This is a genomic window from Acholeplasma equirhinis, assembly GCF_017052655.1.
In the GTDB taxonomy this organism is placed as follows: domain Bacteria; phylum Bacillota_I; class Bacilli_A; order Acholeplasmatales; family Acholeplasmataceae; genus Acholeplasma; species Acholeplasma equirhinis.
This window is the reverse complement of record NZ_JAFIDC010000002.1, coordinates 25,217-50,251: the sequence shown is the minus strand read 5'-3', so window position 1 is coordinate 50,251 and position 25,035 is coordinate 25,217. Positions and strand designations below refer to the sequence as shown.

Genomic DNA, 25,035 nt, shown 5'->3' with positions numbered 1-25,035 from the left:
TTCAATTGCCTCCTTATGCTTTATTTACACTATTTTTAGCGTATTGTTCTTTCATAGTTTTAAACTCTTGATCATTTGCGTATACAAAGTGATCTTTAGAGATTTCTTTTAATGATGGTTTATCATTACGATAGTTGTGTTGTGCTGGGTTGTAATGAATTCTCTTACGGCCTTTTTCATAATCTGGGTCTGGTTGAGGAATTGCAGATAATAATGATACAGTATATGGATGCATTGGATTTTTGAATAGCTCTTCTGATGGAGCCATTTCAACAATCTTACCATAGTACATAACTGCAATACGATCACAGAAGAATTTAACGACTGATAAGTCATGGGCGATAAATAGAATTGTTAAGCCAAGTCTTTCTTTTAATTCAGTTAAAAGGTTAATAACTTGGGCACGAATTGACACGTCAAGTGAAGAAATTGGTTCATCAGCGATGATAACGCTAGGATTCATAATTAATGCTCTAGCGATACCAATTCTTTGGCGTTGACCACCTGAGAATTCGTGTGGGTATCTTGATGCATATTCTGGTGCAAGACCTACTAAATCAAGTGCAGTTGCAACTTTTTCAGTAATCTCTTCATCTGAATATCCACCTTGAATAGTTAAACCTTCACCAATAATTTCTTTAACAGTCATTCTAGGATTTAATGAAGAAATCGGGTCTTGGAAGATCATTTGCATTCTTTGTGAAGCAACAAGTGTATCATGTGACTTATTCACGTGTTTAACTTCTGAAATCATTGCTTTTTCTTCTAAAATCTTTTCTTCAGCTAAGGCTTTAATCTCTTTAATTTTTGCTGCTCTTTCAGCTTTAACTGATGCATCAACTTTTTCAACAGGAAGTGCTTGAATATCTGCTTTAAGTTTTGCTTTAACAGCTTTCATTTCAGCTTTAATTCTTGCTTTTTCTTCTGATGCAGCTTGTGCTAATTTCTTTAGTGTATCAGAAATTGCACCAAAATTTGGCTGAGCAAGATCTAACTTATCTTTCTCAAATTGAGCTTTTCTTGCTTTTGTTTTTTCTGCTTTATCAAGTGATAGTGCTTTAATTTGATTTGCTGCTTCTTTTTTATCTAAGATATGTGCTGCTGCTTCTTTAATTTTTGGTTCATAAGTCACAGTTAATTCAGAAACTGTTTGTTCATATTCAGATTTTAATGTTGCAAGACGTTCTTCGATTGTTTCTTTAGAAAGTGCTGCAGAATCTTTTAAACCTTCAACCTTACGATTGTAGTTAGTTTCTAAAATCTTTAGTTCATTTTGATATTCAACTTCTGCTGAATTCTTAGTTTGAACAATAATATCTTTTTTCTTTAAAATGAAATCAAATTGTAAGTTTTCAACATCTAATTTATATTGTGTTTTGATTGTATAAAGTTTTTCTTTATACTCATCGATTGGATGATTAGCTGCTTTAATATCTGCTGCTAATTTCTTTTCAACTTTATCTAATTCAATATTTAAATCTAATATCTTTTCTTTAAATTCGTCTTGTAATAATACAATTTGACGTTTTCTTTGATCTAGATTTAAAATTTGATTTTGCATATCTTCTTTAATACGTTTAATGTTATTCACATGATTTAAGTAACCTGCACCAATTGTTACACCATCTAAGACAATCCTACCTTCAGTTGGATTATAAAGTTTAATAATCGTTCTACCAGTAGTTGTCTTACCGCATCCAGACTCACCAACCAAACCAAAGACTTCGCGCTTATAAACATCAAAAGAAATATCATCAATTGCAGGGATTGCAATCTTATTCTTTCCGACGCCAACGTTGAAGTATTTTTTTAAGTTTTTAACTTCGAGTACTTTTTGAGAGTAATCTACTACGTTATCGTTCATTTGATAATGCTCCCTCTTTGTTTTTGTAGGCGTTTAACAGCTTTTGGTAGTTCAACTTTAGGTGCATCTGGGTGTAATAACCAAGTTGCAGCATAGTGCGTGTCAGTGACTTTAAATAGTGGTGGTTGTTCTTCGAAATCAATTTCTAATGCATATTTATTTCTTGGAGCAAAAGCATCACCCTTTGGTGGGAAAATCATGTTTGGTGGTGTACCAGGAATAGCATCTAAGTTTTTAGATGTTGCTAAGTTAGGCATTGATGATAATAATGCCCATGTATATGGATGTTGAGGATTATAGAAGACTTCTTCAGCCTTACCAATTTCAACAATTTTACCCGCGTACATAACAGCAATTCTGTCTGCCATGTTTGCAACAACCCCTAGGTCGTGGGTAATAAAGATAATAGATAGGTTACGTTCTTTCTTTAATTTGTTAATTAATTCAAGAATTTGACCTTGGATTGTAACATCAAGTGCTGTTGTTGGTTCGTCACAGATTAAAATTTCTGCGTTATTAGCAAGTGCAATTGAGATAACAATTCTTTGTCTCATACCACCTGAAAATTGGAATGGATATTGATTGTATCTTGCAGCTGCATTTGTGATACCAACTTGTTCCATAAGTTCGATAGCACGTTTCTTAGCCATTTCTTGTGGCATGCCCATCTTAAAGATTAAGGCTTCAGAAATTTGTTTACCAACTTTAACAATTGGGTTCAATGAACTCATTGGATCTTGGAAGATCATTGAGATTCTTGATCCTCTAACTTCGTGGAATAATTCTTCTGGAAGTTCTAAAAGGTTTCTACCTTGATACATGATAGATCCACCCTCGTAGATTGAGTTACCAGCAAGTAATCCCATGATTGCACGAGATGTGACGCTCTTACCAGAACCTGATTCTCCAACGATTGCTAAAGTTTCACCTTTATGTAAATCGAAGGATACACCACGGATTGCCTGTAAGATACCATATTGAGTTTTAAATGAGATCTTGAGATCTTTAACTTCTAAAATTTTATCGCTCATTATTCAACACCTCTCAATGATGGATTGAACGCATCACGTAATCCATTACCAAACAAGTTGAATGCGATCATTAAGATTGCAATATAAATTGATGGGAATAATAGTAAATAAGGATATGAATGCATTTGTGCTTGACCTTGTTGAATTAACATACCAACAGAAATCGCTTCTTTATAGTTGATGATACCCAAGAATGAGTAAGTCGCTTCTGAGAAGACGAATGCTGGAATTGCTAATGCATATGAGGTCACAATTAAACCTAATGTATTAGGTAAGATGTGTTTAAACATGATACGCGCATCACTTGCACCAAGTGTTCTAGCTGCAAGTACATATTCACGGTTTTTGAAGCGGTAGAATTGCATACGACCTGTTCCATATGAGCCAATCCAACCTGTTGCTGTGAAGGCAACAATAATCACCCATAGGTCAGTACCAAATCTTAATGTTAATAAGACAAGAACTGATAGGAATGGAACTGCTGAAACAATTTCAACAAAACGGTCAAATAACAAGTCTAGAACACCACCATAATAACCAACGATAGAACCGATAGTTAAACCGATGACAGCATTAATTAAGACAATACCGATTGCCATAAGGATAGAGATTCTAGCACCTCTCCAAATTTCAGTGAATAAATCACGTCCATGTTCGTTTGTACCAAACCAGAAATATGTATCTTCTGGTAATTGGTTTAAAGCTTGTTTAAAGCGGTCCACTCTAACTTTATATGTGATAAATGGATTCGCAGGATCTTGTGCATTTGGTGATTCTGTGATTGAAATCACGTCAATGATAATATTTCTTGCTAAATAAGCTTCAAATTGAGCACGAGATAAGTTTTCGATAACAGGTGCTAATGGATCAGATCCTAAAGTACCATGGTTACCAAAATATGTTGTTGGCATATAACTTTGTGTATAGTTGACAAATTTATAGTGGTCAACAACCACTGTAAACTCAGTGATATCTGCATAATTTGGGTGGTTTACATCCTCAACTAATTCTTGAGGGAAACCAGAGATAATAACACCTTCACCATAAGGTGAGTTTGCAACTGCATTTAAGAAATATTTACCTGCAGTAACTTCTCTTCTGCCATCGAAAATACCAAAATTTTCGAGGAAAGGAATTTTAGGTTCAATAAATTTAAAACGTAATGCTAAGTTTGGATCGCGTTCTGGAAGATCATACGGTTTCATATAAGGCCCAACGAGCACCATGAAAAACACGAAGCAAATAACGATAAACGCTACCAATGCACCTTTGTTTTTCTTGAATCGGTTCCATGAGTCTTGATAATAACCAATTTCTTTAGTTTCTAATGGTAAGTCCTTAATAAGATCACTTTTATCATGAACAAGGACTAATTTGTTTTTATCAATATTCATCATGAGGCAATCTTCCCACTTCCCACACGAACTCTAGGGTCAAATAATGTATATGATACGTCACCAACGATACCTGATAACAGACCAATAAATTGACCGAATGTGTTAATTAACATAAGCATTGCATAATCTGGTGGTGTTGAGTTGAATGCATCTAAATAGATTTTACCGGTACCGTCTACACGGAATAGACGTTCAGTGATTAAACCACCGTTAATCACACCAATGATACCGATGAAAATACCTGGTAAGAAAGGCACTAATGCATTCTTTAGTGCGTGTCTGTATGTTGCTTGTCTTAAAGTTAAACCTTTAGAACGAGCTAGCAACATATAATCTTGCGTTAGTTGTTCGGTTAATTCAGCACGTACGCTTCTTGCTAATCCTGGTACGCTCACGATTGTTAACACGATAACTGGCATGATATATGTTGATACCCCCCACCAGAAGTCAGAATTGAATTGATCTGCAGTAGCAACAACGTGACTCGGAATCCATCCTAATTGGAAGAAGAATACGAATTGGACGATAACAACCACAACGAAATACGGTACAGAAATAAAGATCATGATACCGATTGAAATCACATGGTCAATCCACTTATTTTTAAATAGCGCAGCCAATACCCCTAGACCGATTGCTAAAGGAATTGATAAGAAATAAGGGATGATATTGATTTGAATTGATGCTGGGATTTTTGAGAAATAATATGATCCAACGTCAGCTCTTTTTTGTTGTGAGAAACCAAAAGAACCTTCCGTGAAGATATTTCTTACCCAGTATGCAAATTGTACCGGAATGGGTTGATCCCAACCTTCTTTTTCTCTTAGAGTCTGATACCAAGTATTGTCACCAATACCTTCTACAACGTTGTCTGGCATTAATTTAATGAAGACAAAGAATAGAAAGACTGTAATGACGAATGTAATTAGCATGAGACCCATTCTTTTTAATAGATACGAAGTCATAAAGACACTCCCTTTTTTTGAGTCAAAAATCACCAGTTTGGGCCTGATAATTTTAGTTTATATATTATTATACATGAAAATGAAATTTTCACTACTTTTTATTTATAAAAATACTTTGATGTGAAAATCTATGAAACAATGTGTAAAGCCCTTTTTCATACATAATACGCCTGAGATGTTATTCACCCCAGGCGTACATGTAATTTTTTAAAACAAATTAAACTAGGTTAAATTATTCAGCTTGTGCAGCTTCGAAAGCTACTTGGTGAGCATTGTAAATACCAAATTCGAAGTCAGCGTCAGTTGATAGGTAACGATATCTGTTTGAACCCCAACCGAATGCTGAAGAGTAATCTGGCCATAAGATCTTAACGTTGTCAGCATAGATAACAGCTGATGAACGAGTAACTGTTGGAACCATTGGAACTAATTCTAAGAATGCATTTTCAAATGCAGCTGTAATAGCCCATACATCTTGAGTAGCACCTGGGAATGGTTCTTGAGCAGTTGCATCATAAGGAACAGCTTCTGAGTAAACAACGAATGCTAAGTCTAATAAGTTACCACGGAAGATACCCGCTTCTTTATCTTCTTCAGCTTGCATTGATTCCCATAAGTAGATGTAACCTGGTAATGCATCTTCATCATCAGCATCTAATTGATAGATGTAATCTTCGCCAAGTTCTGATAAGTATTCATAAGTAGCTGTTAAATCAATTTCAACATCTTCTAATAAGATATCTGAGTAATCAGCACCTGTTTCATCAAATGGTCCTTGTAGACCGAATTGTGATGCAAGTAAACCACCTAAGAATGGAAGACCAGCCATTTGCCAATGGATACCATATGATGCACCGAAACCAACTGAAGCTAAGTATAGGTCGAAGTCGTATGCAGCGCGTAATGCATTAGTTGCAGCAGCGATTTGTGAAACGATTTCGATCACTAATTTATCTTTTTGACCAGGAGTGTTGAATGCAGTTTCATATGCTTCTTTAATCCAGTTAGCTAAATCCATTGATAATGGAGCATTATCAGAAATGAACTTAAGTGTGATTGGACCAGTATGTTCTGGGTTAGCAGCTTTGAAGTCTGCTAAAGCATCATTGAATAATTGTTGAGCACGTTCTAAGATATAACCTTCAGTACCTGCAGTAATACCATGAGCTTCTAATACAGCAGCGTGAGCTGGTGATTGTGAATAGTATAATGCATCTTGGATATACGCTTTAGTGTCTAGCGGAACTGGTAAAATTGTAGCAGTATTTGGTGCATAAACAGTATTAGCGAAAGCAGTTCTGTTGAAACCATATAATAACGCTTGACGGAATCTTGCATCTTGCATGATCGCAGGTTTTTGATATGGATTTTCAGTTAATTGAGATGGAGCATAGTTTAAGATGATATATTGTGGATAACCATCCCATGATTTATAAACGTTTGGATTTTCTGCATAAGCTTCATAGTATGGAGAAATTAAACCAACACCAGATAAACCACCTTGTTCGAATAAAGCCATACGAGCAGGGATGTCTGCAACTATTTCATAAACTACAGATTTGTAGTTGATTACATCTTTCTTAACATAGTTGTAATTCTTGTTAAGTACGATTCTTTGGTTTTCAGCCCAGTTCTTGATGATATAAGCACCATAAGAAATGTATGGGTTTGCAGGTGTACCATAAGTTGAGTTAGTTCCTTCAGCGTTTAATGAAGCATCATAAGCTGTTGGATGAACTAATCTGATATTACCGAAACCTACAGCAGCAGCTTGAGAAACTGGTTGCCATGTAGTCACTTTGAAAGTGAAGTCATCGATAACTTCAAAACCAACTTGGTCCCAAGTTACTGTAACTTCTACGTCGTCATCAGTACTTGTAGTACCTTTATCGTCGTAACCTAAGTTATATTCAGCAGCATTTAAGATTGGGAAACCTTGAGTGTTTGTAGCATTCTTATAATAAGAAGTCTTACGGAAGTTATTTTGTTTTGGATCTAAGAATTGTTTTAAAGTATACTCGTAAGTATGCGCAGTAACTTGTGTGCCATCTTCGAAGAAGATATCTTCTCTGATTTCAAAAATCCATTGATTTCTTGTTACTTGAGTAGCTTGAGTTCTATCATATTTACCATCAACAGTGAAGTCATCGCCTTCAATGTCTTTAGGGAATGATGTCGCACCAACTAAAATTGTTGAGTAGTCTAACGCTTCAACTGAGTATTCTTTAGCTGAAATCTTAGAGAAATCACCAACGTAGTCAGCAACGCCATCAGCGATAGCTTTATCCCAGTCAACTTCAGTAGTATATAAAGAAGTTGCTAAGTCACCAATTAAACCATCTTCATGTGAGAATTGGTAAACTAATGGGTTTAAGATGATTGTAGTATCAGCCGTGAAGCTTGAGAAGTATGTTTCACCATTTGACCAAGTAACAGTCTTAGAGTTTACTGGTTCCCAGTATGCATATAATACTGTTGAACTTGAAACTTCTAATGGGAATGATACAGCTTGTGGTTCTAACCAAGTTAGACCAGCTTTACCTCTGAACCAACCACCGAATGTGAATCCTTCTCTTACTGGAGCAGCTGGTGCAGCAGCAACTGTACCACCATTTTCCCCTAAGAATACAGGTTCGATTGTTGCGGCAGTCTTAGTGTTAAATCTAACAACCTGATGATGAGACCATTTAGCGAATAATGTTAAATCACCAGTAACAGGTGTTTCGAAATTGTAAGGACTACCAGTACCTTCTGCAGTAGTATACCAACCAACGAATTGATAGCCTGATCCATCTTGATCGAAAGCTTTAGTTGGGTCTTCTGGTTCTACTGCTAATTCTCCATCTTTAACGGTTTGAGCAGCAACAGCTGAACCGCCTTGGGAGTTAAAAGTCACTGTAAATGTTTCTTCTTCAGCCGGTGGAGTTTCCACACACGCGATTAACGCGAGGGCTGCAAAAGCAACTAAAGCAAATGACATTAATTTCTTTAGCATAATTATTTTTCCTCTCTCTTCATAAATAATTTGTGAATTATTATATCATACAAATTTGAATTGCAACAATTTTTTGAAAATTTGAAAACGTTTTCTAACAGGAAAATGCATTTTTTTGGCTTATTTTTGAAAAAACGCATAAATTTAGCCTTTTTTTTATAAAAATTTAGCGCATTCTTAAATTTTGAATACGCTAAATTGTCAATTTATCTTATGAATACACTTCAGCTAAGATACCAAGTAAGATTGTATTGTCATAAATTTGGTTCATTGAAACTGGGTGTGTCGGTACAATACCGAATTCATTTGAATGATACACGTATGGATCTTCTTCTGTACCTGCACCTGTGCGATACGCATTAATGTTATTTGAAGACATTGTGAATGCTGTACCGTTTGGAAGTAGGATAGGCGTAATTGAAGATGCACCACCACCAGATTGAACACCGATGATTGGTCCTAATTGATTGTCTTGGAAAATCGTAGCAAGTGAGTTTGCTGCTGAGAATGAAGTCTTAGTAATTAAAAGACCCCAGTTTAGGTGTGCGTATGTAGGCACGCCTTCAATTTTTACATATGAAGTTGATTCGCCACCGGTATCACCATCAATACTTGATACTGAAAATGGTTGATCCGTAATAAAACCAACGACTCTATATAAAGCACCAACGTTACCACCAGTGTTCCATGAGATATCTAAAATAATAGATTCTAAATCTGGAGCAAGTGATGTGATTAACTCAAGTTGCATTTCCATATAAACCGCTGAATCATCAATAATTAAATCCATAATGGTTGCTGTTAATGGTGCACCGTTTGCAGTTTCTATATCTTCTACATAGAATCCAAGATATGCAAGTTTGTATGTTGCATCATATTTAACAGAAACATTATATTTCTTGTCACCATCAACTTTAGAGAATCCAACAGCTGATGCTTCAAAGCCCACTCCTTGAAGTGCTAATTTATAGTCATCAACATCTGACTCCGTTAAACCTTTAACAAGTAATTCCATAATATTATCTTCTAAATTTGATTGGTTGTAGAAGAAATATTTATTACCACCACTTAATTGAGGTAAGTAGTTTTCAACATTTTGTTTAATAATACCATTAACAATTGATTGATCCCAAGTTGCTGATTCTTGAATATCTGATGTATTGAAATCATCAAGTGATAAGACAACAGATGTTTTAGCAGCATCTAAGAACCAGTATAATGGACGTTTCGGATCATATGCAGCCCAACCTGAACCTGTGATACCCCATTTAGCTGCAATCGCATCATCTGTTGCATATAAACCATCATTGTAGAATGATTGTCCACGAGGTCCCATTTGTCCAAGTGCAGTTAATTGAGGACCAGCATAGGATGCACGGTTATAATAACCAGGATATCCATATGATGTATGTGGTTCATCAATTGATTTATTAATAAGTTCAAATAAAGCTGTTTCGTAATCTCTTGCAGTTGTTGTTAATAATTGATTTTTCTTACTAAATAATAATTCATAATAAGTATCTACATTCATAATATCCTTTAATCCATAGAAATTGTCCATAGCAAACGCTAAGAAATTAAAAGAATGGATTGCTAAATCTTTAGGAACTGAGGTATTATTTACTGATGAATTACGAATTGCACGATATTCATCTGTACCTGATGATGGTAATGCATAAATACCATATAAGCCATCGTAGTTGTAATAAACGTTATAGTATGATGATCCTGCAAATAATTGGTTCGCTATATAATAAGGAACAACAACTTCACCTTCATACATGACAACATCCATATTAAATGGTGTTAAATCATAAACTAAATCATCACCACTATTGAAATATGCACCTTCATGGTCTCTAACATACGTAATATGACGTCCGTAGTTTGTTGATGTTGAATAAACATATGCCCAATAGAAACCTGGGTCAGGTGTTGTAAATGTATTTGTTACTGCATCAATTGTAATATTTAAATCATAAGTGTAATCTTCTTCTTCATCGTAATAGAAATATTGGATGAATAAAGAAGTTTCATCTGTTTCAAATGTGATATCTAATTCTGGATCAATAAATCCTCTTAAAAGATTAAAGAAATCAACAACTCTAACGTAAGGTACTGAACCACCTTCTTCAAATAGAAGTGTTAAGTCACCGCTTGGAACATCATATTCTGTTGTAACATTTGTAAATGGTACATCACGTTCTTCTGTAAGTACAACTTCAGATACTCTATATAATTGAACAGGGAATGCATAATTAACTTTAGTTTGACCTAATGTAAATTCTGCTACAACTTCAGTTTCTAAATCAATATCATCAGAAGGTAATACCGGTAAGATAATACCATTTGATGCGATATATTTAGATTGAATTGTCCATTTAATTGTTGAACCATTTACTGAACCCTTAGTGGATAATGCTAATGTTCTATAGTCAACGTATAAAGTTTGTTCAAGCGCATCTATATCTGCTTGAATCTTTTCCTCATTTGTTGGTTCTTCAATTGGTTCTTCTTCTTCAATTTCTTCCCAACTTGCTGATAAAGTAATATCTGCAGTAATCGGTTGATTGAAATCAAAAGCTAAATCTTCATTATCTAAATACCAATGAACGAAAGTAAATCCTTCTTTAGTTGGATCAGCAGGTTTAGTTGCTTTTCCATCTTCATCGACTGTTTGTGCTGCAACAGCTGAACCACCTTTTGAATCGAAATTGACTGTATATTGTACAGGCTCTTCTTCGATTGGTTCTTCATCAATAGGTGTTTCATCAGCTGGAGTACAAGCGACGATTAATAATACAAACATAAATGCTAGAATGTATTTAAAAAAACTCTTCATGTTGTCTCTCCTTTGAAAAAATTACAAATATAATACCATATTATAAATAAAAATGTAAGTGATATGTAAAGAGATATTTTGAATCTAATTTTTAATATCTAAATTAAACATTGACAAAACCACTAACAGTGATTAGAATTGTAATATAACAACGTTCGTAAAGGGGTGCCTAAGATGTCAACTAAAGAATTAATCTATCAAAATGCAATCGAGCTTTTTTCAACGCACGGATATAATAACTTAGGTATGAGGGATCTTGCGAAAAGTGTTGGCATTAAAGCTTCTTCAATTTATAATCACTATAAATCTAAAGAAGATATTTTAATGGATATCGCAGCTTCATTAATTAAAGAGATGGCAGCACATGTTTATCCTTTATTTAAAAGAACGGATCTTAGCCCAAGACAATTCTTCACGAATGTTTCAATTGAAACAAATAACTTTTTCGAACAACCAAACATCCAAAGACTCACTAGGCTCTTAATGCCACTTCAATTTCAAATTGAAAGATTACGACAACTCATTCATTTAGAGTTTGTTCAAAAACCTCGTGGTGCTTATGGATATTACTTCAAATCTTTAATGGATAAAGGTTTAATGAGAAAAGATGATCCAGTACTTGCTGCTAAGATGTATCACTCATTCTTCGTATATCATTTCTATGAAAGATTCTTAGATGAAAATCCAGATGGTTTCTTAATAAGATATGAATTATTATTTAGAAATCATATTAATTTATTTATGGATTATTTCCAAATTCAAGACTAAATTTAAAATCAAAAGCGACTGATTTCAGTCGCTTTTTTCTTTCTATATTATATACACTATATAAGGATAGCTTTATCCTTACAAAGTTCAATGGTTTCTTGGTCCCAAATAGATGATTGAACCTCACCGATATGTGCTTTTTCAAGCAGTAATAAACATAATCTTGATTGACCTATACCACCACCAATTGTGTAAGGTAAGATTTCATCTTTAATCATTGAATGATATGGATATTTTAAATCATCAAGTTTATTTAAAATTGTAAGTTGTCTAACTAAACTGTTATGATCCACACGTATTCCCATGCTTGAAATTTCAACAGCCATATCTAAAGTCTTGTGGTAGTATAATAAGTCTCCATTTAATAACCAGTCATCATAGTCTGGTGCCCGTAAATCGTGCGGCATACCACTTAAAAGTGGGTATCCAATTCTTTTAATAAAAATACATGGATGTTGTTTAACAATTTCATTTTCTCTTTGTTTAGGTGTTAGGTTAGGAAACATATCTTCTAAGGCTTGAGAATCAATAAAGAAAACATCATCTGGGGCAATAAATTCAAGTGCTGGGTATTTTCTTTTTAAAAGTATAGACGTGTGGTGGATTGCTTTTACAATGCTTCTTACAGTATCTTTTAGATAATCAATTGTACGATCTTTTTTATCAATCACTTTTTCCCAATCCCATTGGTCAACATATAAAGAATGTAGATTATCAAGTTCTTCTTCTTTACGGATTGCGTTCATATCTGTATATAATCCATTTCCCACATGGAAATCATAGCGGTATAAAGCCATTCTTTTCCATTTGGCTAGTGAATGTACAACCTCCGCTTTTTTATTTAAATTCTTTACCATAAATGAAACAGGTTCTTCACCATTTAAACCATCATTTATGCCAGTTTCTTGTAAGACAAAAAGTGGTGCAGATACACGCTTTAAATTCAAATATTGACTGAGTGCTTCTTGGAATGTATTTTTAATAAATCCAATTGCTGTTTGAGTTTCATATAAATTCAGTTTAGACTGATAAGATTCAGGTATAAAAGATCTTTTTTGCATCGATATCCCCTTGATAAATATTTATATCCATTTTATCACTTTTTTAAAATGCGAAAAAAAAGAGGCTCTAACTCTAAAGAGCCCCTTAAAACTTTTTACATTGATGGGTTTGATAAACTTTGAAGTTGTTCAAATAATTCTTGGATTTGAGGACTGTCAACAGCTACAAATGCTTCAAGGTCAGATGCAGTTGGTAATGCTGGAGTTTCTGGTGTGAAATCTAAAATGAATCCAAACTTTTCAACCACAAGGTCTAATTTTTGATTTTCTTCACCCATACCATCGTATTCTACATCAAAATCAAAATCACTAAATTCACCCGCTGCAAAGAATAAAATTCTATCAACTTTCTTATCTAAGATTTCAATTCTAAAGTCAATTTCAAATGATTTTAATGCTGCTTTTAAAGCTGCAATAGCTTCATCAAATTGTTCAAATTGATCTTCTGAAGTTGGTTGTCCATATGCTAATTTAAAATTCTCTACTGCAAGGTCAATTAAATCATCAATCATTGCTTTAGTTAAGTGTAAGCGGATTGTATATAAATCGCCACTTTGATAGATTTTAACGAGATCATTAAAAGTAGCTAATTCTTCTTCAAATTCACCTTCTTCGAAATCTGAAGGAATTTCAAAGCTGTCCAATGTTAATTGTTGAAGCATTTGCCTAATTTGATCATAATCTGCTTGTGTAAATTGGTCTTCTTCTGTATTAGGTTTTTCTCTTACCATATCATATTGAGCATCAACAGTTTTCTTAGCTTGTCCTTTTTGTTGAATTGAAAGATCAAATGTACCATTGTATTGTAAGAATAAATTTTTGTTTGCAATATATAAGAATGAATCGGATACATTAATATCAAAAGCAAACGTATCATCTTGGTCATAAGTTGTTTGATTATTAGACTTAATCTTGTTGACGCTTCTTACATTCGCTTCAAAATCTAACTTATCAATTGCTTGTAGCATTTTAGTTTGACTTGGATTAGCACCTAAATCAATATAACTTCTAGATAGATAATCTAATGATGCTTTGATTGAAGTCATAGATTGTTGAGTATCGCCACCACCATAATTTCTGTCCACTTGATTTTCATAATCCATGCTGAATTTTGCAAATTGTTCCATAAGAACTCTATCAAAATATAGTTCATCTAATTCAATTTCATTTAAAAATTCGATTTTTTCTGTAATTGAAAGTTCAACCTCATCTTGTCCAGATAAATCCGGTAGAGGATTCGTCTTTTCAGTTTCTGTACAAGCAACCAGTACCAACGTAAAGATTAAGGTTAAAACTAAATAAATTTTTTTCATCTCACTATCCCTCACTTTATAAGTTCATTGTATCTTATTTTTAATAAATAAACAACTTAAGTTCTTACTTATTAAATGCTTTTTAACTAAATTAGTTATAATTGAAGTAGAAACAGAAACATGAATAGGGGATTTTATGATCCAAATTAAAAATCTTACCAAAACTTATCAAAATAAAACCATATATCAAGATTTAAACTTAGATCTACCTTCAAGAGGTTTAATTGGTATCACGGGTAAAAGTGGTACCGGTAAAACTACACTCCTTAATTTGATTGGTTTACTCGATCAACCATCTGATGGTGATATATTTATTCATGGTCTTGAAGTGACAAAGTTTACTGAATCAGAAAAGTCACACTTTAGAAGAAACCATATTGGATTCATTTTTCAAGATCATCAACTCATTCCTACTTTAAATGTTTATGAAAACATCAAAATGGGATTAACCTTTGCAGGTATTGAACTGGAAAACTTTGATATTGAAATTAGAAAAATAGCAACCAATCTTAATATTTCACATCTATTATTTGATAAAACACAAAACTTATCAGGTGGGGAAAAACAACGAGTTTCAATTGCTAGAACATTAATAAAAAATCCTTCTATCATTTTAGCTGATGAACCTACTGGCTCACTTGATTTTGATCAAGCAAATGAAGTCATTTCCATTCTTAAGGCCATTTCCAAAGAAAGACTGGTATTAATTGTATCCCATGATAAGGAAATGCTTGAAGTATATTCTGATTATATTTTTAAACTGGATCATAAAGAATTAACATCTAGCTCAACAATTCAAACAGACAATCAAATTGACTTAACTTTAAAGAAAACCAAACTTAAAAATAAAGTTTTGTTTACATATGCTTTTAAAAACTTATCTATTCATAAAATAAGAACATTGATGCTTACAATCATATTAGTTGTATCAATTGTAGGGATTGCATTAAGTTTTCAATTTAATCAAGCTTTAAATGGTTATATTGATCAAAACGAGCAACGATTAGTTGATGTTTTCCCTATTGAAATAGATACCATTTCACTTACAATGAAATCTATTGAACCTGCAGATGACTTTCCTAAATATCCTAATTTTAGTTACATCTTACCTGCAAACATTCAAAATGAATATGTGCACTTAAATACCCTTGATAACAACTTCTATCAATATATGAAGGGATTAGATTTAAATCTTGTAGAACAATTAAGCTTTATCTATGACATTAATTTAAATTTCATAAGAAACTTAAATAACACTTATTCATTCTTAAATTTAGATATTGATCCCATGGTTAAAAGTGAAAATCAGTTAACTAAAGAATTTGATGTCTTGTATCAAAACCCAAATCAAAATACTGAATATCAATTAACACTGATTTTAGATAACTATAACAGAGTGCCTTACAATATTATCAATCGATTAGGGTTACCAACAAATCAAGCTGTCTCTTTTGAAACACTTGGAAATATCGTTATATACTACATTCCAAATTATGATTTATATGAAGAAATCAATCCAAATCAATATATTCAAAAAGATTTGAACACATTAAATCCATCTTTATATCGTACAGTTTCAATATCTAAAATTATTAGACAAAAAAATGATTATGAATATTTCAGTTTAAACCCTGGTTTATATATAAATTATAGTGATTATGAAGCACTCTATCAAGAGAATGAATCATCTGATATCGTCACTAAACAATTAACCATGGACTCAAACATTTTAACCGGTCTTCCGTTCCAAGATAATCAGCCTAAATCAAATGCATTAAAGTCATTAGGCTATGCACTTTATCCAAATAGCTATCGAATTTCAGCTAAAGATCATACGTCTAAATTAGCAGTACTTTCGTATATTGAATCGTATACACTTAATACAATAATACCGCTTGATAAAGCCGAACTGGGACTTTCATTTGCGAGAAATGCATTCAATTTCTTTAATATATTAGGTTATGGATTTATTATCGTAAGTTTAATAACCTCAATTTCAATGATTGGTTTAACAACTTATACTTCAATCATTGAACGAGCAAACGAAATTGGTATATTAAAAACACTTGGTGCAGACCAAAAAGACATCACTAAATCCTTTGGATATGAACTCTTGATTATTGGATTTATTTCAATCATTAGTTCAATGGTAATTGTCCTAATTGTTATCCCACTAGTTAATCTTTATTTAGAAAACTTACTTGGTGTAAATGATGTTCTTAAAGTCAATTATTTACTTCTAATGTCATTCTTACTATTAAGTCTAGTCTTTATAACTTTAATCGGATTAATACCTGTATTTATTCATAATAAAAAACAAGCAATTGATTCAATAAAATTTAAATTATAGTTTTATACAAAATAAAACCCAACGGATTATGGTTGGGTTCTTTTATTTTGATTTAAACATTGAAGCGAGTGCAGCATATGAAACTAACGGTTTTTCAAAATATAATCTTTGAAGATTTTCATTAAATTCAGCAACAATACCTCGTTGTAGGAAAAGCACACGATAACCTCGTTCTTTCGCACCAAAATATGTAGCTGTTACACAGTGTTCAAGTGCATTACCTGAAATAATGACAGTATCTATCCTTTTTTCTTTTAATATTTGATCAAGATTTGTTTGCCAGAAACTGTTATTGAAAACTTTTGTAATTTCAATGTCGCTCTTATCCACTTCTAAACCAGAGATATATTGATAGTCAGGACCATCCCCTTCTTCAATATCTCTAATCATAACAACAGGCTTTTTGCATATCAATAACTAGTAGTGCAGCATTCATTTCATCATCTTCTTTCACGAAATATTTTATATACCTTTTGTAAATATTTTAACTCTTAATTTTTCTACAACTTGAGAAATCTTACCTAATTTATTTTTATCATTTAATAATCTAGCAGAAACTTTTTTATATTCTTCACTCTTTAACCCTTCATACACAAAGTCTCTAAATGCATGATGTGCCCAATAGTTTCTAATTCCAATAACTTCAGATAAAAGTTTATAGTCATCTTTGGAAAACCAACGCATATTATCTAAGTAATCTTTATCTCTAATTTCTTTAACGACTTGTCCTAATGTAAATTTTTCTACTGCATTAAAGTTTTCAATATATGATTCATTAATTAAACCTGCGTAAATCCATTTCATATCATGTTCTATACATTGACAGTACATGATAATTTCTCCAACACCTGTTTGAAATTCTTTTAATTGCATTGTTACATCCTCTACTTATATTTATGATGTCTCTTTAATTATAGTAGAATCTTTATATTTTTCTGATTAATTAAATTAAAAAGGCCCAACATGCTGTTAAGGTCTTTAGCTAATTTATGTAGTTTTTATTATTCCGGCATTTGATAATCTTCAAAAGTAAATCTGGACGTATTGTAGTAAACAGAATGATACTGATCAAGTTGTCTATTATATACAATAAAATAGACTTTCTTAACTTCTTCATCTTTTAAACCAGTTGCGAATAAAGTTAATTGGTATATATTCTCATCGTGAGGTACAAAATGTCCTGGTGAATCAATATCTATTTGAACCGATAGTATCTTATCAGTGTCATGATATTTATACTCATTAAGTTCCACATTATATTCTTGTCCATTAATATAAAAATAAATTACGACTAGATTTTGATCAATGAAAAACACAGGATCAAACTGCTCGAAGCCAGTTACATGATTTAAATCCATCAGTTCTTCATATGTGGTAATAAACCGATAAGTCTTAAGTTCTTTATATACAGCAGGGTGTGGTTTAGGTGTATCATCTAGTGAAATTGGTGGATTATCATTTTCTTGTTCAACATAGGTATACACACTATCACTACATGCTGAAAGTAAACTTAATAAAAGTCCTATATACAATAGAACTTTATTTAACATACATGAAATGATATATATACTGCAGTATTTATAATGTTTTTATATTAGATAGTAATTCAATTTGATACTTTCTTTCTAATTTAACTTTATCTAAATCGTTTGGATATAATGCATTGATTAAAGTGATTGCCATATCTGTAGCCCATAGTCCATGTGCTTTTACATGAGGGATACAAGTAATTTGAGACATAGTCTTTAAAAACTTTCTTTTTACAATATCTACTTCTATCTTAATATCTGAAAAAATATGCTTTAAAGTGATATTTCTAGCTTTATGGTAACTAGTTTTCCCTTCAAGCCACTCACTTACCGCATCTAAAGCATCTTTTAATAAACCAAAAGGTTTAATTTGAACTAATTTACAAATATGATTAGCATAAGAAAGACCAAATCTCGCGATTTGTTCTTTTGTTCTTAAATCAAATAGATGAATGAATTCATCTCTCAGATTTTTATCATCTTCGATTTTTCCAATAAGTCTTTGATATGCATAAATATCCATTTAAATACCACTTTAAAAATATTCAAACTTATTTCAATATACTCATTTTACCTTCAATTTAATCGATAGAACAATATTTGCATTTACTGTATCCTAGTATAAGAATAAGATGACCAGCATAGTTGGAAATTTAATCTAAGGAAAAAGAAAAAGGACAATAGATTACATATAACATGTAAAATATCGTCCTTTAATCAATATAAAATATTTAATTAGTGTGTATATTTATTTCCGATAAATCCAATGATATCTTCAACTTTGATACTCTCTTTGTTTGTAATGAAGATATCAATCATTGTTGAATAATCTGCTTCAATCTTTGATTTAGTTGAGGTACTGACTGTCATGTTAAATGTGGAGAGATTTGCATTGTTGGATTTAACGTCAGTAACGAGTGATGCGTATTGTTCTGCTTGTACAAATAGCATTGGCACTTCAATTTCAGCTCTTGTTAGTTCTGCACCATCAAGGTAATATACATATTGTTTTCTAAATTCAATATCGTATCTTCTTGAGAAACTCTTAAGACTTAACCCTCCAACGGTTTTGGATGCAAATAATGTTGCACTGCCATTAACATAAATGGAATTTGGATTACTTCCATTTGCTTGGTCAATTTTTTTAATCGATGTAATACCTGTTTGATCACTCAAATTAAACCAAAGCGTATTATAAGTAATTGAGCTCACAGTTTCCCTAATTTCATATCCTAGCAATTTACCTGTCGATGGATTATATAATTCATTAATTGTGCTAGTAAAACCAATGATTCCACTCGCTTTATTGCCAACCACTGAAACGTAGTCATCTGTAATATAGAACTGAGCAGCACTACTTGTAGATATGCCATTATCTATGCCTAAAAATTCAAATATTGCACCTTCAACTGAACCATCGTGGTTTTCTTTAATATTGAAATATGCTCTTCTAATTCCTAAGTAGCGAATTGCAAAAGTATATGAATCTTCTGTAATAACATATCTTAACGCGTTAGCGTCACCAATTTGAATTCTACCTTCTTTTTCTTGATTACTAATATTATAATTCAACATGATTTGTGCTGTTTGATTACCAAACCCTGGAATATTAGCTGTAAAATCAATGACTAGAAATATAACATCATCTTCATATTTAATAGTTATATTATAAATACCTGATGTGAATGTGAAGTTATTTACATCGGATGGATTTGAATCTATGTAATTATTAAATACAGTTACTGCTGATATAGACAAACTATCTACAACACTTAATATTTGTGTAAATGATTTTGTTTGTTCTAAATTATCTAATACCATTTGCCATTGTTCACCATAACCGTTTGGAATATCTGAAAGATTAACGAAATTGGTAAAATCAAGTGTAGTTTGAGATGCATTTACCAACACTTCACCTGGTTGCATCTTTGTAGGGATGAAGTCCATTATGTCATATTGATATGAATTTAATAGTGCTTGTAAGTAGGTTCCTAATTTTATTTTTTCATTCCATGCAGCATAAAATGTTACATTACTTTGTACAGTAAATGGCCAAGTTGCTGCATTGTTTAATGCAGCATCTGTTGTCCAAGATACAAAATTGAATCCCTCTTTGATAGGATTTGTCGGTGCAGAAACTTCTGTTCCGTAATCGACTGTAATCGTATTAATCGTACTTCCACCGTTGGTTATGAATGTTAGTGTATATTGTTTTTTTGTTGCTGTTACAGCTGCATAATATGATGCATTATCTGTTGCTGCAGGTAATGATGTTAAAACTGTACTTGATAATTGTGATTCTTTCCATCCTTCAAAAGTATAATCCCATTCATCAGTATCAGAAGGATTATAATTATATGATGGTGTTACCCCCTCAGCTACCGTCTTCGTAGTTAAAAGTGTGCCTTCTTCATCATAAAATGAAATTTGATAACTTTCGACTTGTTGTGTGAATTTTGCGTATAAAGTTACATTTGCTGTTACTTTATAACTGCCTGTCAGTAATTGTCCATTAATAGATAGAGCCCAACCATCAAAATCAAATCCACTCTTTGTAGTGGAATAATTTGTTAATGTGATTGAAGAACCTTCTTTAACTTCAATACTTTGTACATCTGTTCCCCCTTGAACATCAAATGTAACTGTAAAGAACTTGTCTTCTGATATAGTACTGTCGCTACAGGCAACTAAACCTAAAACAAATGCAAATGATAATATAAACCAAATAAGTTTTTTCATCTATATCCCCTTTATATATAAATAATTTTATTTACTTTTAATTATACTCTCAATACTTATATATATCAAAAAACTTAATAAACGTCATAATCTTATTAATTTATAAGAATTTAAAGTAAGTATAATCATTAGTCATAAAACAAAAGCTCGATACTGTTGTATCGAGCCATTTTATCTTATGTGGTGCGGGTGACAGGAGTTGAACCTGCACGCCTAGGGCGCTAGATCCTAAGTCTAGTGCGTCTGCCAGTTTCGCCACACCCGCAACCTATATTTAAACCTTTAAAAAAAAGATGGCAGGCCCAGCAGGATTTGAACCTACGAGTGACGGAGTCAAAGTCCGTTGCCTTACCGCTTGGCTATGGGCCTATCTTTCGTGATTGAGTAAAAAGTGGGGCGGCCGAAGGGAATCGAACCCTCGAGTGTCGGCGCCACAAGCCGATGCGTTAACCACTTCGCCACGACCGCCATACTCAACGCAAGTTATATTATACCAACATTTTTCCATTTGTAAAGTTTAAAAAGTAGTAAAATAAGTTTTTTGTTAAAAATTAATTTTTTATTTGGTAAGATAATATAGAAAGGATGTGTAGCATACATGAAATGGATTGGAAGAATCCTTTATTTTATTCTCGTATTACTAATTGTTTCAACTGTCGAATATGAATATAGAGGTGTCGGTGGCATTCAAAGATTATTCTATGTTGAAGATAATATATCTAAATTTATTAAAAATGAAAACTACGATATTTTTGATGGTATTGCGCATTTAAATGCTGCAATGGGTACTTATTATTCAAGTACCCCAATTAAAAATCAAGACGATAGTATTTATTATGATACAACCGGAGAAAATATTGATGATAAATTTAAAATCAAATTCAGTATTTATCCTTTTATCTCAACTTATCAAAATCCAAATGCACCAGTTTGGGATGATGGCTTCTATATTGTGCTAGATGAATATAGTAAGGATGTTACATATTATGCATTGTCGATTGTGGCAATTAATGTGAACGATCCTGAACAAAAACTTATCAAAAAATCAAACACATTAACTGTTGAAGATAAAAAATACAGTGTTCCTGAGTTCAACATCTATACAAACCCAACAGATGTTTATAATAGATTAGCTACAACAACTTATCTATTGAATTCAAATTTCTATGAGGCAAAACACTCAGAATTCGAAGCACCAAACGAATATGATATTGTATCAATTGAATTTACAGCCTATACTGAGGTTGATGGTGAACTTGTTGAAACTATAATCTATCAATTAACAGATGGAAATCTTGACTTAGGTGGAGATCAACCACTGGTTAAACATACAAACCTTAATTTAAAAGCTGAAACTTTCAATATTTCAAAGAAATTAGAAAGTTTAAGATTAACTGAAACCGATATTGAAACTTACAATATTGTTACAAAATATCATCCAGTTGATTTATCAGCATATTGGTCAGTATATGTGTGGGTTTATGGTATTTATATTGTCTTATTCTTAGTGATCCCATACTTCTGGTTCTTCCATAAGAATGTTATGGCTTCAATTAGAGCTAAAAGACCAAAACTAGCAACACCTGAAATCGTAGATACACCAAGACCTAAAGAAGAACAGTTATTCAGTGACATTGAACCAAAGAGCGATGATAAATAATCGCTCTTTTTCTTACTTGAAAAGTAATTCTTTTTTTGCTATACTATAAAGGCTGACTGGGGGACATGGTGTCAACGGTAGCACTACGGTCTCCAAAACCGCCTGTGTGGGTTCGAATCCTGCTGTCCCCGCCATTCTAGCAATTATAAACATCACGTAAGTGGTGTTTTTTATTTGTGTGATTAATTATAAAATTTGAAAATATTGTTCGCAATCATTAAACTTTTTGGAATTATATAGTAAACTATATCCAGAAAACACCAATGATAGGGGTTACATTATGAAAAAACTATTTACCTTAATGCTGTTGTTTAGCATCTTATTGATTGCTGCTTGTCAGGATCCAATCATTATTGAAGATGACGAACCAACAACATATCTAAATATATCTCTTGATTTAAAAACACGCGAAGTTACGACAAGTACTTCTGGTGTTTCTTTTGATTTAGAGGTTTTATATGAAAAGTTTAGATTAAAAATTGATTTTACATCTTTGAATTCAATTCCAGCTTTTAAAATTAATGATTCGATTGTTGAATCAAATGAATATTCTACTCAAGGAAAAATTGTTACTTTAGAATTTTTCGCAGATAGATTCGTTGAGGCAAATGAAACCTTACCTGTACTTGTTAAATTTAATCCTGCAGGTGGTCAATATACGAAAGATGTTATTGCCCAAACTGAGGCATTTAAATCCTTTACCTTTAAAGATTTCAATGCGCTTAATTCAAATAACTACACAATTATTCCTAAAAGAGATAATGGCCTACGTTGGAACTATAAATTATTTATTAAATACAATGTTGATTTGGATTTATATGAAGTTGTTTATGGAGATCCTGCACTCAAACTTATTGAGCATTTAAATTTACCAGATTATGATTTCATTCTTGCAACTTATCATCAAAATGTTGATTTTGAAAATAATGAAGAATTAAGAAACTTCTTCTCAAACGAAACTATTGGATATCTTGTTGATTTTGATACAGATTTAAATGAATATACTGGTGGAGATTTAACTGTTAATTTCTATAAACCGATGCCTGATGAAGATACCTTTAGTTTAGTAATTGATGAAGAAACTATATTACCAGAAATTTATAGAAAGAATTTTGAATTTAAAGGTTGGTTTGATGGAGAAACAACACATGAAACATTCATTCCAATGAAAGCATCCGACCACAAGAACGTCGTAACCCTACAAGCTCTTTGGGAGGGAGCAAGTATGACAGCACTTGATCAATATCTAAATTCAATTATTCCATCATACACTGATAAGAGTATTAAACTTCCTTTATCATTTAGTTCTTATCAAATTACCTGGTCTTCTTCTAATACTAATGTAATTGAAAATGATGGTACATTCCATGTTTCTTATGGTGATAAGAAAGTCGTTTTAACTGCACATATCACAAGTGATTCAGGTGAACTTACAAGAACTTATGAAATTAATGTCTTATTCAAGAAATCGCTTCAAATACCGATTGCATCAAGTTATATATATAGAAACTATGATGCTGTCAATGATGCGTTCTTTGAAACACTTGATATTATTAACACAGCTTTCATTACAGCTGATTCAAATGGTAATTTATCTGGTCCTGCTGTTTTAAATAATATCCAAACACATATCTTCCCTAAAGCAAGAACATATGGTAACTGGGTAATCTTCTCGGTTGCACCAGAATCTCAATGGAGTAATATTGTATTAACTTCAGCAAGAATTGAAAACTTTGCAAATCAAATTGTAAATATGATCAACGCTTATGGATTTGATGGTGTGGATATCGACTGGGAAACACCAACACCAAGTGAAGCAACCCTTTATACTGCTTTAATGACTGTTGTATATCAAAAAGTTAAGGCAAATAATCCACATCATTTAGTAACAACAGCAATCACTGGAGGTCAATGGCAACCACCACGTTATGACTTAACAAATTCTAAACAATATATTGATTATATTAACGTGATGACTTATTCCATGGCTTCATCTGGTGGTAGTTACCAAAATCCACTTTACAAACAATCAACATTCCATCATGCAGAATTCAAAGTCGCTCGTTCAGCAGCAACCGCATCAATAGATGAATCTGTACCAATCTTTAACGGATATGGTGTTCAAAATTCAAAACTTATCTTTGGTTTAGCATTCTATGGTGTTAAACAAACAAGAACTTATAATTCATCAACAGGTGTATATGGTTCATGGGTATCTGCAGGTTCTGTATTCTACGATGTCTTAATCTCAAACTATTTATCAAATGATAATTACTTAAAGATTTATGACACCGTAGCAAAAGTACCATACATCGTGAATACGCTAGGTACTGAATTCGTATCATATGACTCACCAAGATCAATTCAAGATAAAGGTGAATACATCCTTGCTAAAGGACTTGGTGGACTCATGTTCTGGGAATATGGAACTGATACATCAGGTATACTACTTGCAGCAATGGGTAGTGCATTAAATAAATCATAACAAAGAACAAAAAAGGCAAGAAATTTTCTTGCCTTT

The 25,035-nt window shown here is 32.5% G+C and carries 17 protein-coding genes and 4 tRNA genes; 5 read left to right on the top strand and 16 right to left on the bottom strand.

All coding sequences use genetic code 11. From position 1 onward, the window contains the following. Nucleotides 1-13: 13 nt before the first annotated feature. From JV173_RS07115 to JV173_RS06450, 6 genes are all read right to left on the bottom strand, one after another. A complete protein-coding gene (locus JV173_RS07115) occupies nucleotides 14-1,864 on the bottom strand; it encodes an ATP-binding cassette domain-containing protein (RefSeq protein ID WP_205735493.1) in 1,851 nt (616 codons plus the stop codon). Beyond that, nucleotides 1,861-2,895, bottom strand: a complete 1,035-nt coding sequence (locus tag JV173_RS06470; protein WP_205735492.1) for an ABC transporter ATP-binding protein — start codon at nucleotides 2,893-2,895, stop codon at nucleotides 1,861-1,863. The genes JV173_RS07115 and JV173_RS06470 overlap by 4 nt, the downstream gene beginning before the upstream one ends. Then, nucleotides 2,895-4,292, bottom strand: coding sequence for an ABC transporter permease (locus JV173_RS06465; protein ID WP_205735491.1), 1,398 nt, complete (start codon nucleotides 4,290-4,292; stop codon nucleotides 2,895-2,897). The genes JV173_RS06470 and JV173_RS06465 overlap by 1 nt, the downstream gene beginning before the upstream one ends. After that, nucleotides 4,289-5,257 carry an ABC transporter permease gene (locus JV173_RS06460; protein WP_205735490.1) on the bottom strand — a complete coding sequence of 323 codons (969 nt, stop codon included), beginning with the start codon at nucleotides 5,255-5,257 and terminating at the stop codon, nucleotides 4,289-4,291. The genes JV173_RS06465 and JV173_RS06460 overlap by 4 nt, the downstream gene beginning before the upstream one ends. Before the next feature lie 232 nt (nucleotides 5,258-5,489). Then, nucleotides 5,490-8,252, bottom strand: coding sequence for an ABC transporter substrate-binding protein (locus JV173_RS06455; RefSeq protein ID WP_205735489.1), 2,763 nt, complete (start codon nucleotides 8,250-8,252; stop codon nucleotides 5,490-5,492). A 211-nt stretch (nucleotides 8,253-8,463) separates the two neighbouring features. Further along, a complete protein-coding gene (locus JV173_RS06450) occupies nucleotides 8,464-11,094 on the bottom strand; it encodes an InlB B-repeat-containing protein (RefSeq protein WP_205735488.1) in 2,631 nt (876 codons plus the stop codon). Between the two features lie 174 nt (nucleotides 11,095-11,268). Between JV173_RS06450 and JV173_RS06445 the strand changes: the two genes are divergently transcribed. Further along, entirely contained in the window at nucleotides 11,269-11,862 is a 594-nt protein-coding gene (locus JV173_RS06445) for a TetR/AcrR family transcriptional regulator (RefSeq protein WP_205735487.1), read from the top strand. A 56-nt stretch (nucleotides 11,863-11,918) separates the two neighbouring features. Here JV173_RS06445 and asnA read toward each other — a convergent pair whose 3' ends face one another. After that, a complete protein-coding gene (gene asnA, locus JV173_RS06440) occupies nucleotides 11,919-12,923 on the bottom strand; it encodes an aspartate--ammonia ligase (RefSeq protein WP_205735486.1) in 1,005 nt (334 codons plus the stop codon). Nucleotides 12,924-13,018: 95 nt separating this feature from the next. Beyond that, entirely contained in the window at nucleotides 13,019-14,236 is a 1,218-nt protein-coding gene (locus JV173_RS06435; RefSeq protein WP_205735485.1) for a hypothetical protein, read from the bottom strand. A gap of 136 nt (nucleotides 14,237-14,372) precedes the next feature. Between JV173_RS06435 and JV173_RS06430 the strand changes: the two genes are divergently transcribed. Further along, on the top strand, nucleotides 14,373-16,586 hold the full coding sequence (locus JV173_RS06430) for an ABC transporter ATP-binding protein/permease (RefSeq protein ID WP_205735484.1): 2,214 nt from the start codon (nucleotides 14,373-14,375) through the stop codon (nucleotides 16,584-16,586). 42 nt (nucleotides 16,587-16,628) lie between these two features. On the opposite strand, the gene JV173_RS06425 is transcribed toward JV173_RS06430, so the two are convergent. The 8 genes from JV173_RS06425 to JV173_RS06390 form a co-directional block, all read right to left on the bottom strand. Next, complete coding sequence (locus JV173_RS06425) at nucleotides 16,629-16,976, bottom strand: cysteine hydrolase family protein (protein ID WP_205735483.1); 348 nt, start codon at nucleotides 16,974-16,976, stop codon at nucleotides 16,629-16,631. Between the two features lie 72 nt (nucleotides 16,977-17,048). Continuing rightward, on the bottom strand, nucleotides 17,049-17,459 hold the full coding sequence (locus JV173_RS06420) for a hypothetical protein (RefSeq protein ID WP_205735482.1): 411 nt from the start codon (nucleotides 17,457-17,459) through the stop codon (nucleotides 17,049-17,051). A 128-nt stretch (nucleotides 17,460-17,587) separates the two neighbouring features. Continuing rightward, nucleotides 17,588-18,136, bottom strand: coding sequence for a hypothetical protein (locus tag JV173_RS06415; protein WP_205735481.1), 549 nt, complete (start codon nucleotides 18,134-18,136; stop codon nucleotides 17,588-17,590). Nucleotides 18,137-18,164: 28 nt separating this feature from the next. Beyond that, complete coding sequence (locus tag JV173_RS06410) at nucleotides 18,165-18,638, bottom strand: putative immunity protein (protein ID WP_205735480.1); 474 nt, start codon at nucleotides 18,636-18,638, stop codon at nucleotides 18,165-18,167. A 212-nt stretch (nucleotides 18,639-18,850) separates the two neighbouring features. Next, the gene (locus tag JV173_RS06405; RefSeq protein ID WP_205735479.1) at nucleotides 18,851-20,854 is read right to left on the bottom strand and encodes an InlB B-repeat-containing protein; all 2,004 of its coding nucleotides are present in this window, start codon (nucleotides 20,852-20,854) and stop codon (nucleotides 18,851-18,853) included. A 181-nt stretch (nucleotides 20,855-21,035) separates the two neighbouring features. Beyond that, nucleotides 21,036-21,119: transfer RNA gene (locus JV173_RS06400), tRNA-Leu, on the bottom strand. A 29-nt stretch (nucleotides 21,120-21,148) separates the two neighbouring features. Next, nucleotides 21,149-21,223 (bottom strand) — tRNA-Gln (locus JV173_RS06395). A gap of 23 nt (nucleotides 21,224-21,246) precedes the next feature. Further along, nucleotides 21,247-21,322: transfer RNA gene (locus tag JV173_RS06390), tRNA-His, on the bottom strand. A gap of 130 nt (nucleotides 21,323-21,452) precedes the next feature. Between JV173_RS06390 and JV173_RS06385 the strand changes: the two genes are divergently transcribed. From JV173_RS06385 to JV173_RS06375, 3 genes are all read left to right on the top strand, one after another. Then, on the top strand, nucleotides 21,453-22,514 hold the full coding sequence (locus tag JV173_RS06385) for a hypothetical protein (protein WP_205735478.1): 1,062 nt from the start codon (nucleotides 21,453-21,455) through the stop codon (nucleotides 22,512-22,514). Nucleotides 22,515-22,573: 59 nt separating this feature from the next. Then, nucleotides 22,574-22,648 (top strand) — tRNA-Trp (locus tag JV173_RS06380). Between the two features lie 146 nt (nucleotides 22,649-22,794). Continuing rightward, entirely contained in the window at nucleotides 22,795-24,999 is a 2,205-nt protein-coding gene (locus tag JV173_RS06375; RefSeq protein WP_205735477.1) for a glycoside hydrolase family 18 protein, read from the top strand. The last annotated feature ends 36 nt before the right edge of the window (nucleotides 25,000-25,035 follow it).

Excerpts from the sequence above, each read along its gene's own strand:
- JV173_RS07115 (WP_205735493.1), bottom strand. The coding sequence starts at position 1,864 with ATGAACGATAACGTAGTAGATTACTCTCAAAAAGTACTCGAAGTTAAA.
- JV173_RS06470 (WP_205735492.1), bottom strand. The coding sequence starts at position 2,895 with ATGAGCGATAAAATTTTAGAAGTTAAAGATCTCAAGATCTCATTTAAA.
- JV173_RS06465 (WP_205735491.1), bottom strand. The coding sequence starts at position 4,292 with ATGATGAATATTGATAAAAACAAATTAGTCCTTGTTCATGATAAAAGT.
- JV173_RS06460 (WP_205735490.1), bottom strand. The coding sequence starts at position 5,257 with ATGACTTCGTATCTATTAAAAAGAATGGGTCTCATGCTAATTACATTC.
- JV173_RS06455 (WP_205735489.1), bottom strand. The coding sequence starts at position 8,252 with ATGCTAAAGAAATTAATGTCATTTGCTTTAGTTGCTTTTGCAGCCCTC.
- JV173_RS06450 (WP_205735488.1), bottom strand. The coding sequence starts at position 11,094 with ATGAAGAGTTTTTTTAAATACATTCTAGCATTTATGTTTGTATTATTA.
- JV173_RS06445 (WP_205735487.1), top strand. The coding sequence starts at position 11,269 with ATGTCAACTAAAGAATTAATCTATCAAAATGCAATCGAGCTTTTTTCA.
- asnA (WP_205735486.1), bottom strand. The coding sequence starts at position 12,923 with ATGCAAAAAAGATCTTTTATACCTGAATCTTATCAGTCTAAACTGAAT.
- JV173_RS06435 (WP_205735485.1), bottom strand. The coding sequence starts at position 14,236 with ATGAAAAAAATTTATTTAGTTTTAACCTTAATCTTTACGTTGGTACTG.
- JV173_RS06430 (WP_205735484.1), top strand. The coding sequence starts at position 14,373 with ATGATCCAAATTAAAAATCTTACCAAAACTTATCAAAATAAAACCATA.
- JV173_RS06425 (WP_205735483.1), bottom strand. The coding sequence starts at position 16,976 with ATGATTAGAGATATTGAAGAAGGGGATGGTCCTGACTATCAATATATC.
- JV173_RS06420 (WP_205735482.1), bottom strand. The coding sequence starts at position 17,459 with ATGCAATTAAAAGAATTTCAAACAGGTGTTGGAGAAATTATCATGTAC.
- JV173_RS06415 (WP_205735481.1), bottom strand. The coding sequence starts at position 18,136 with ATGTTAAATAAAGTTCTATTGTATATAGGACTTTTATTAAGTTTACTT.
- JV173_RS06410 (WP_205735480.1), bottom strand. The coding sequence starts at position 18,638 with ATGGATATTTATGCATATCAAAGACTTATTGGAAAAATCGAAGATGAT.
- JV173_RS06405 (WP_205735479.1), bottom strand. The coding sequence starts at position 20,854 with ATGAAAAAACTTATTTGGTTTATATTATCATTTGCATTTGTTTTAGGT.
- JV173_RS06385 (WP_205735478.1), top strand. The coding sequence starts at position 21,453 with ATGAAATGGATTGGAAGAATCCTTTATTTTATTCTCGTATTACTAATT.
- JV173_RS06375 (WP_205735477.1), top strand. The coding sequence starts at position 22,795 with ATGAAAAAACTATTTACCTTAATGCTGTTGTTTAGCATCTTATTGATT.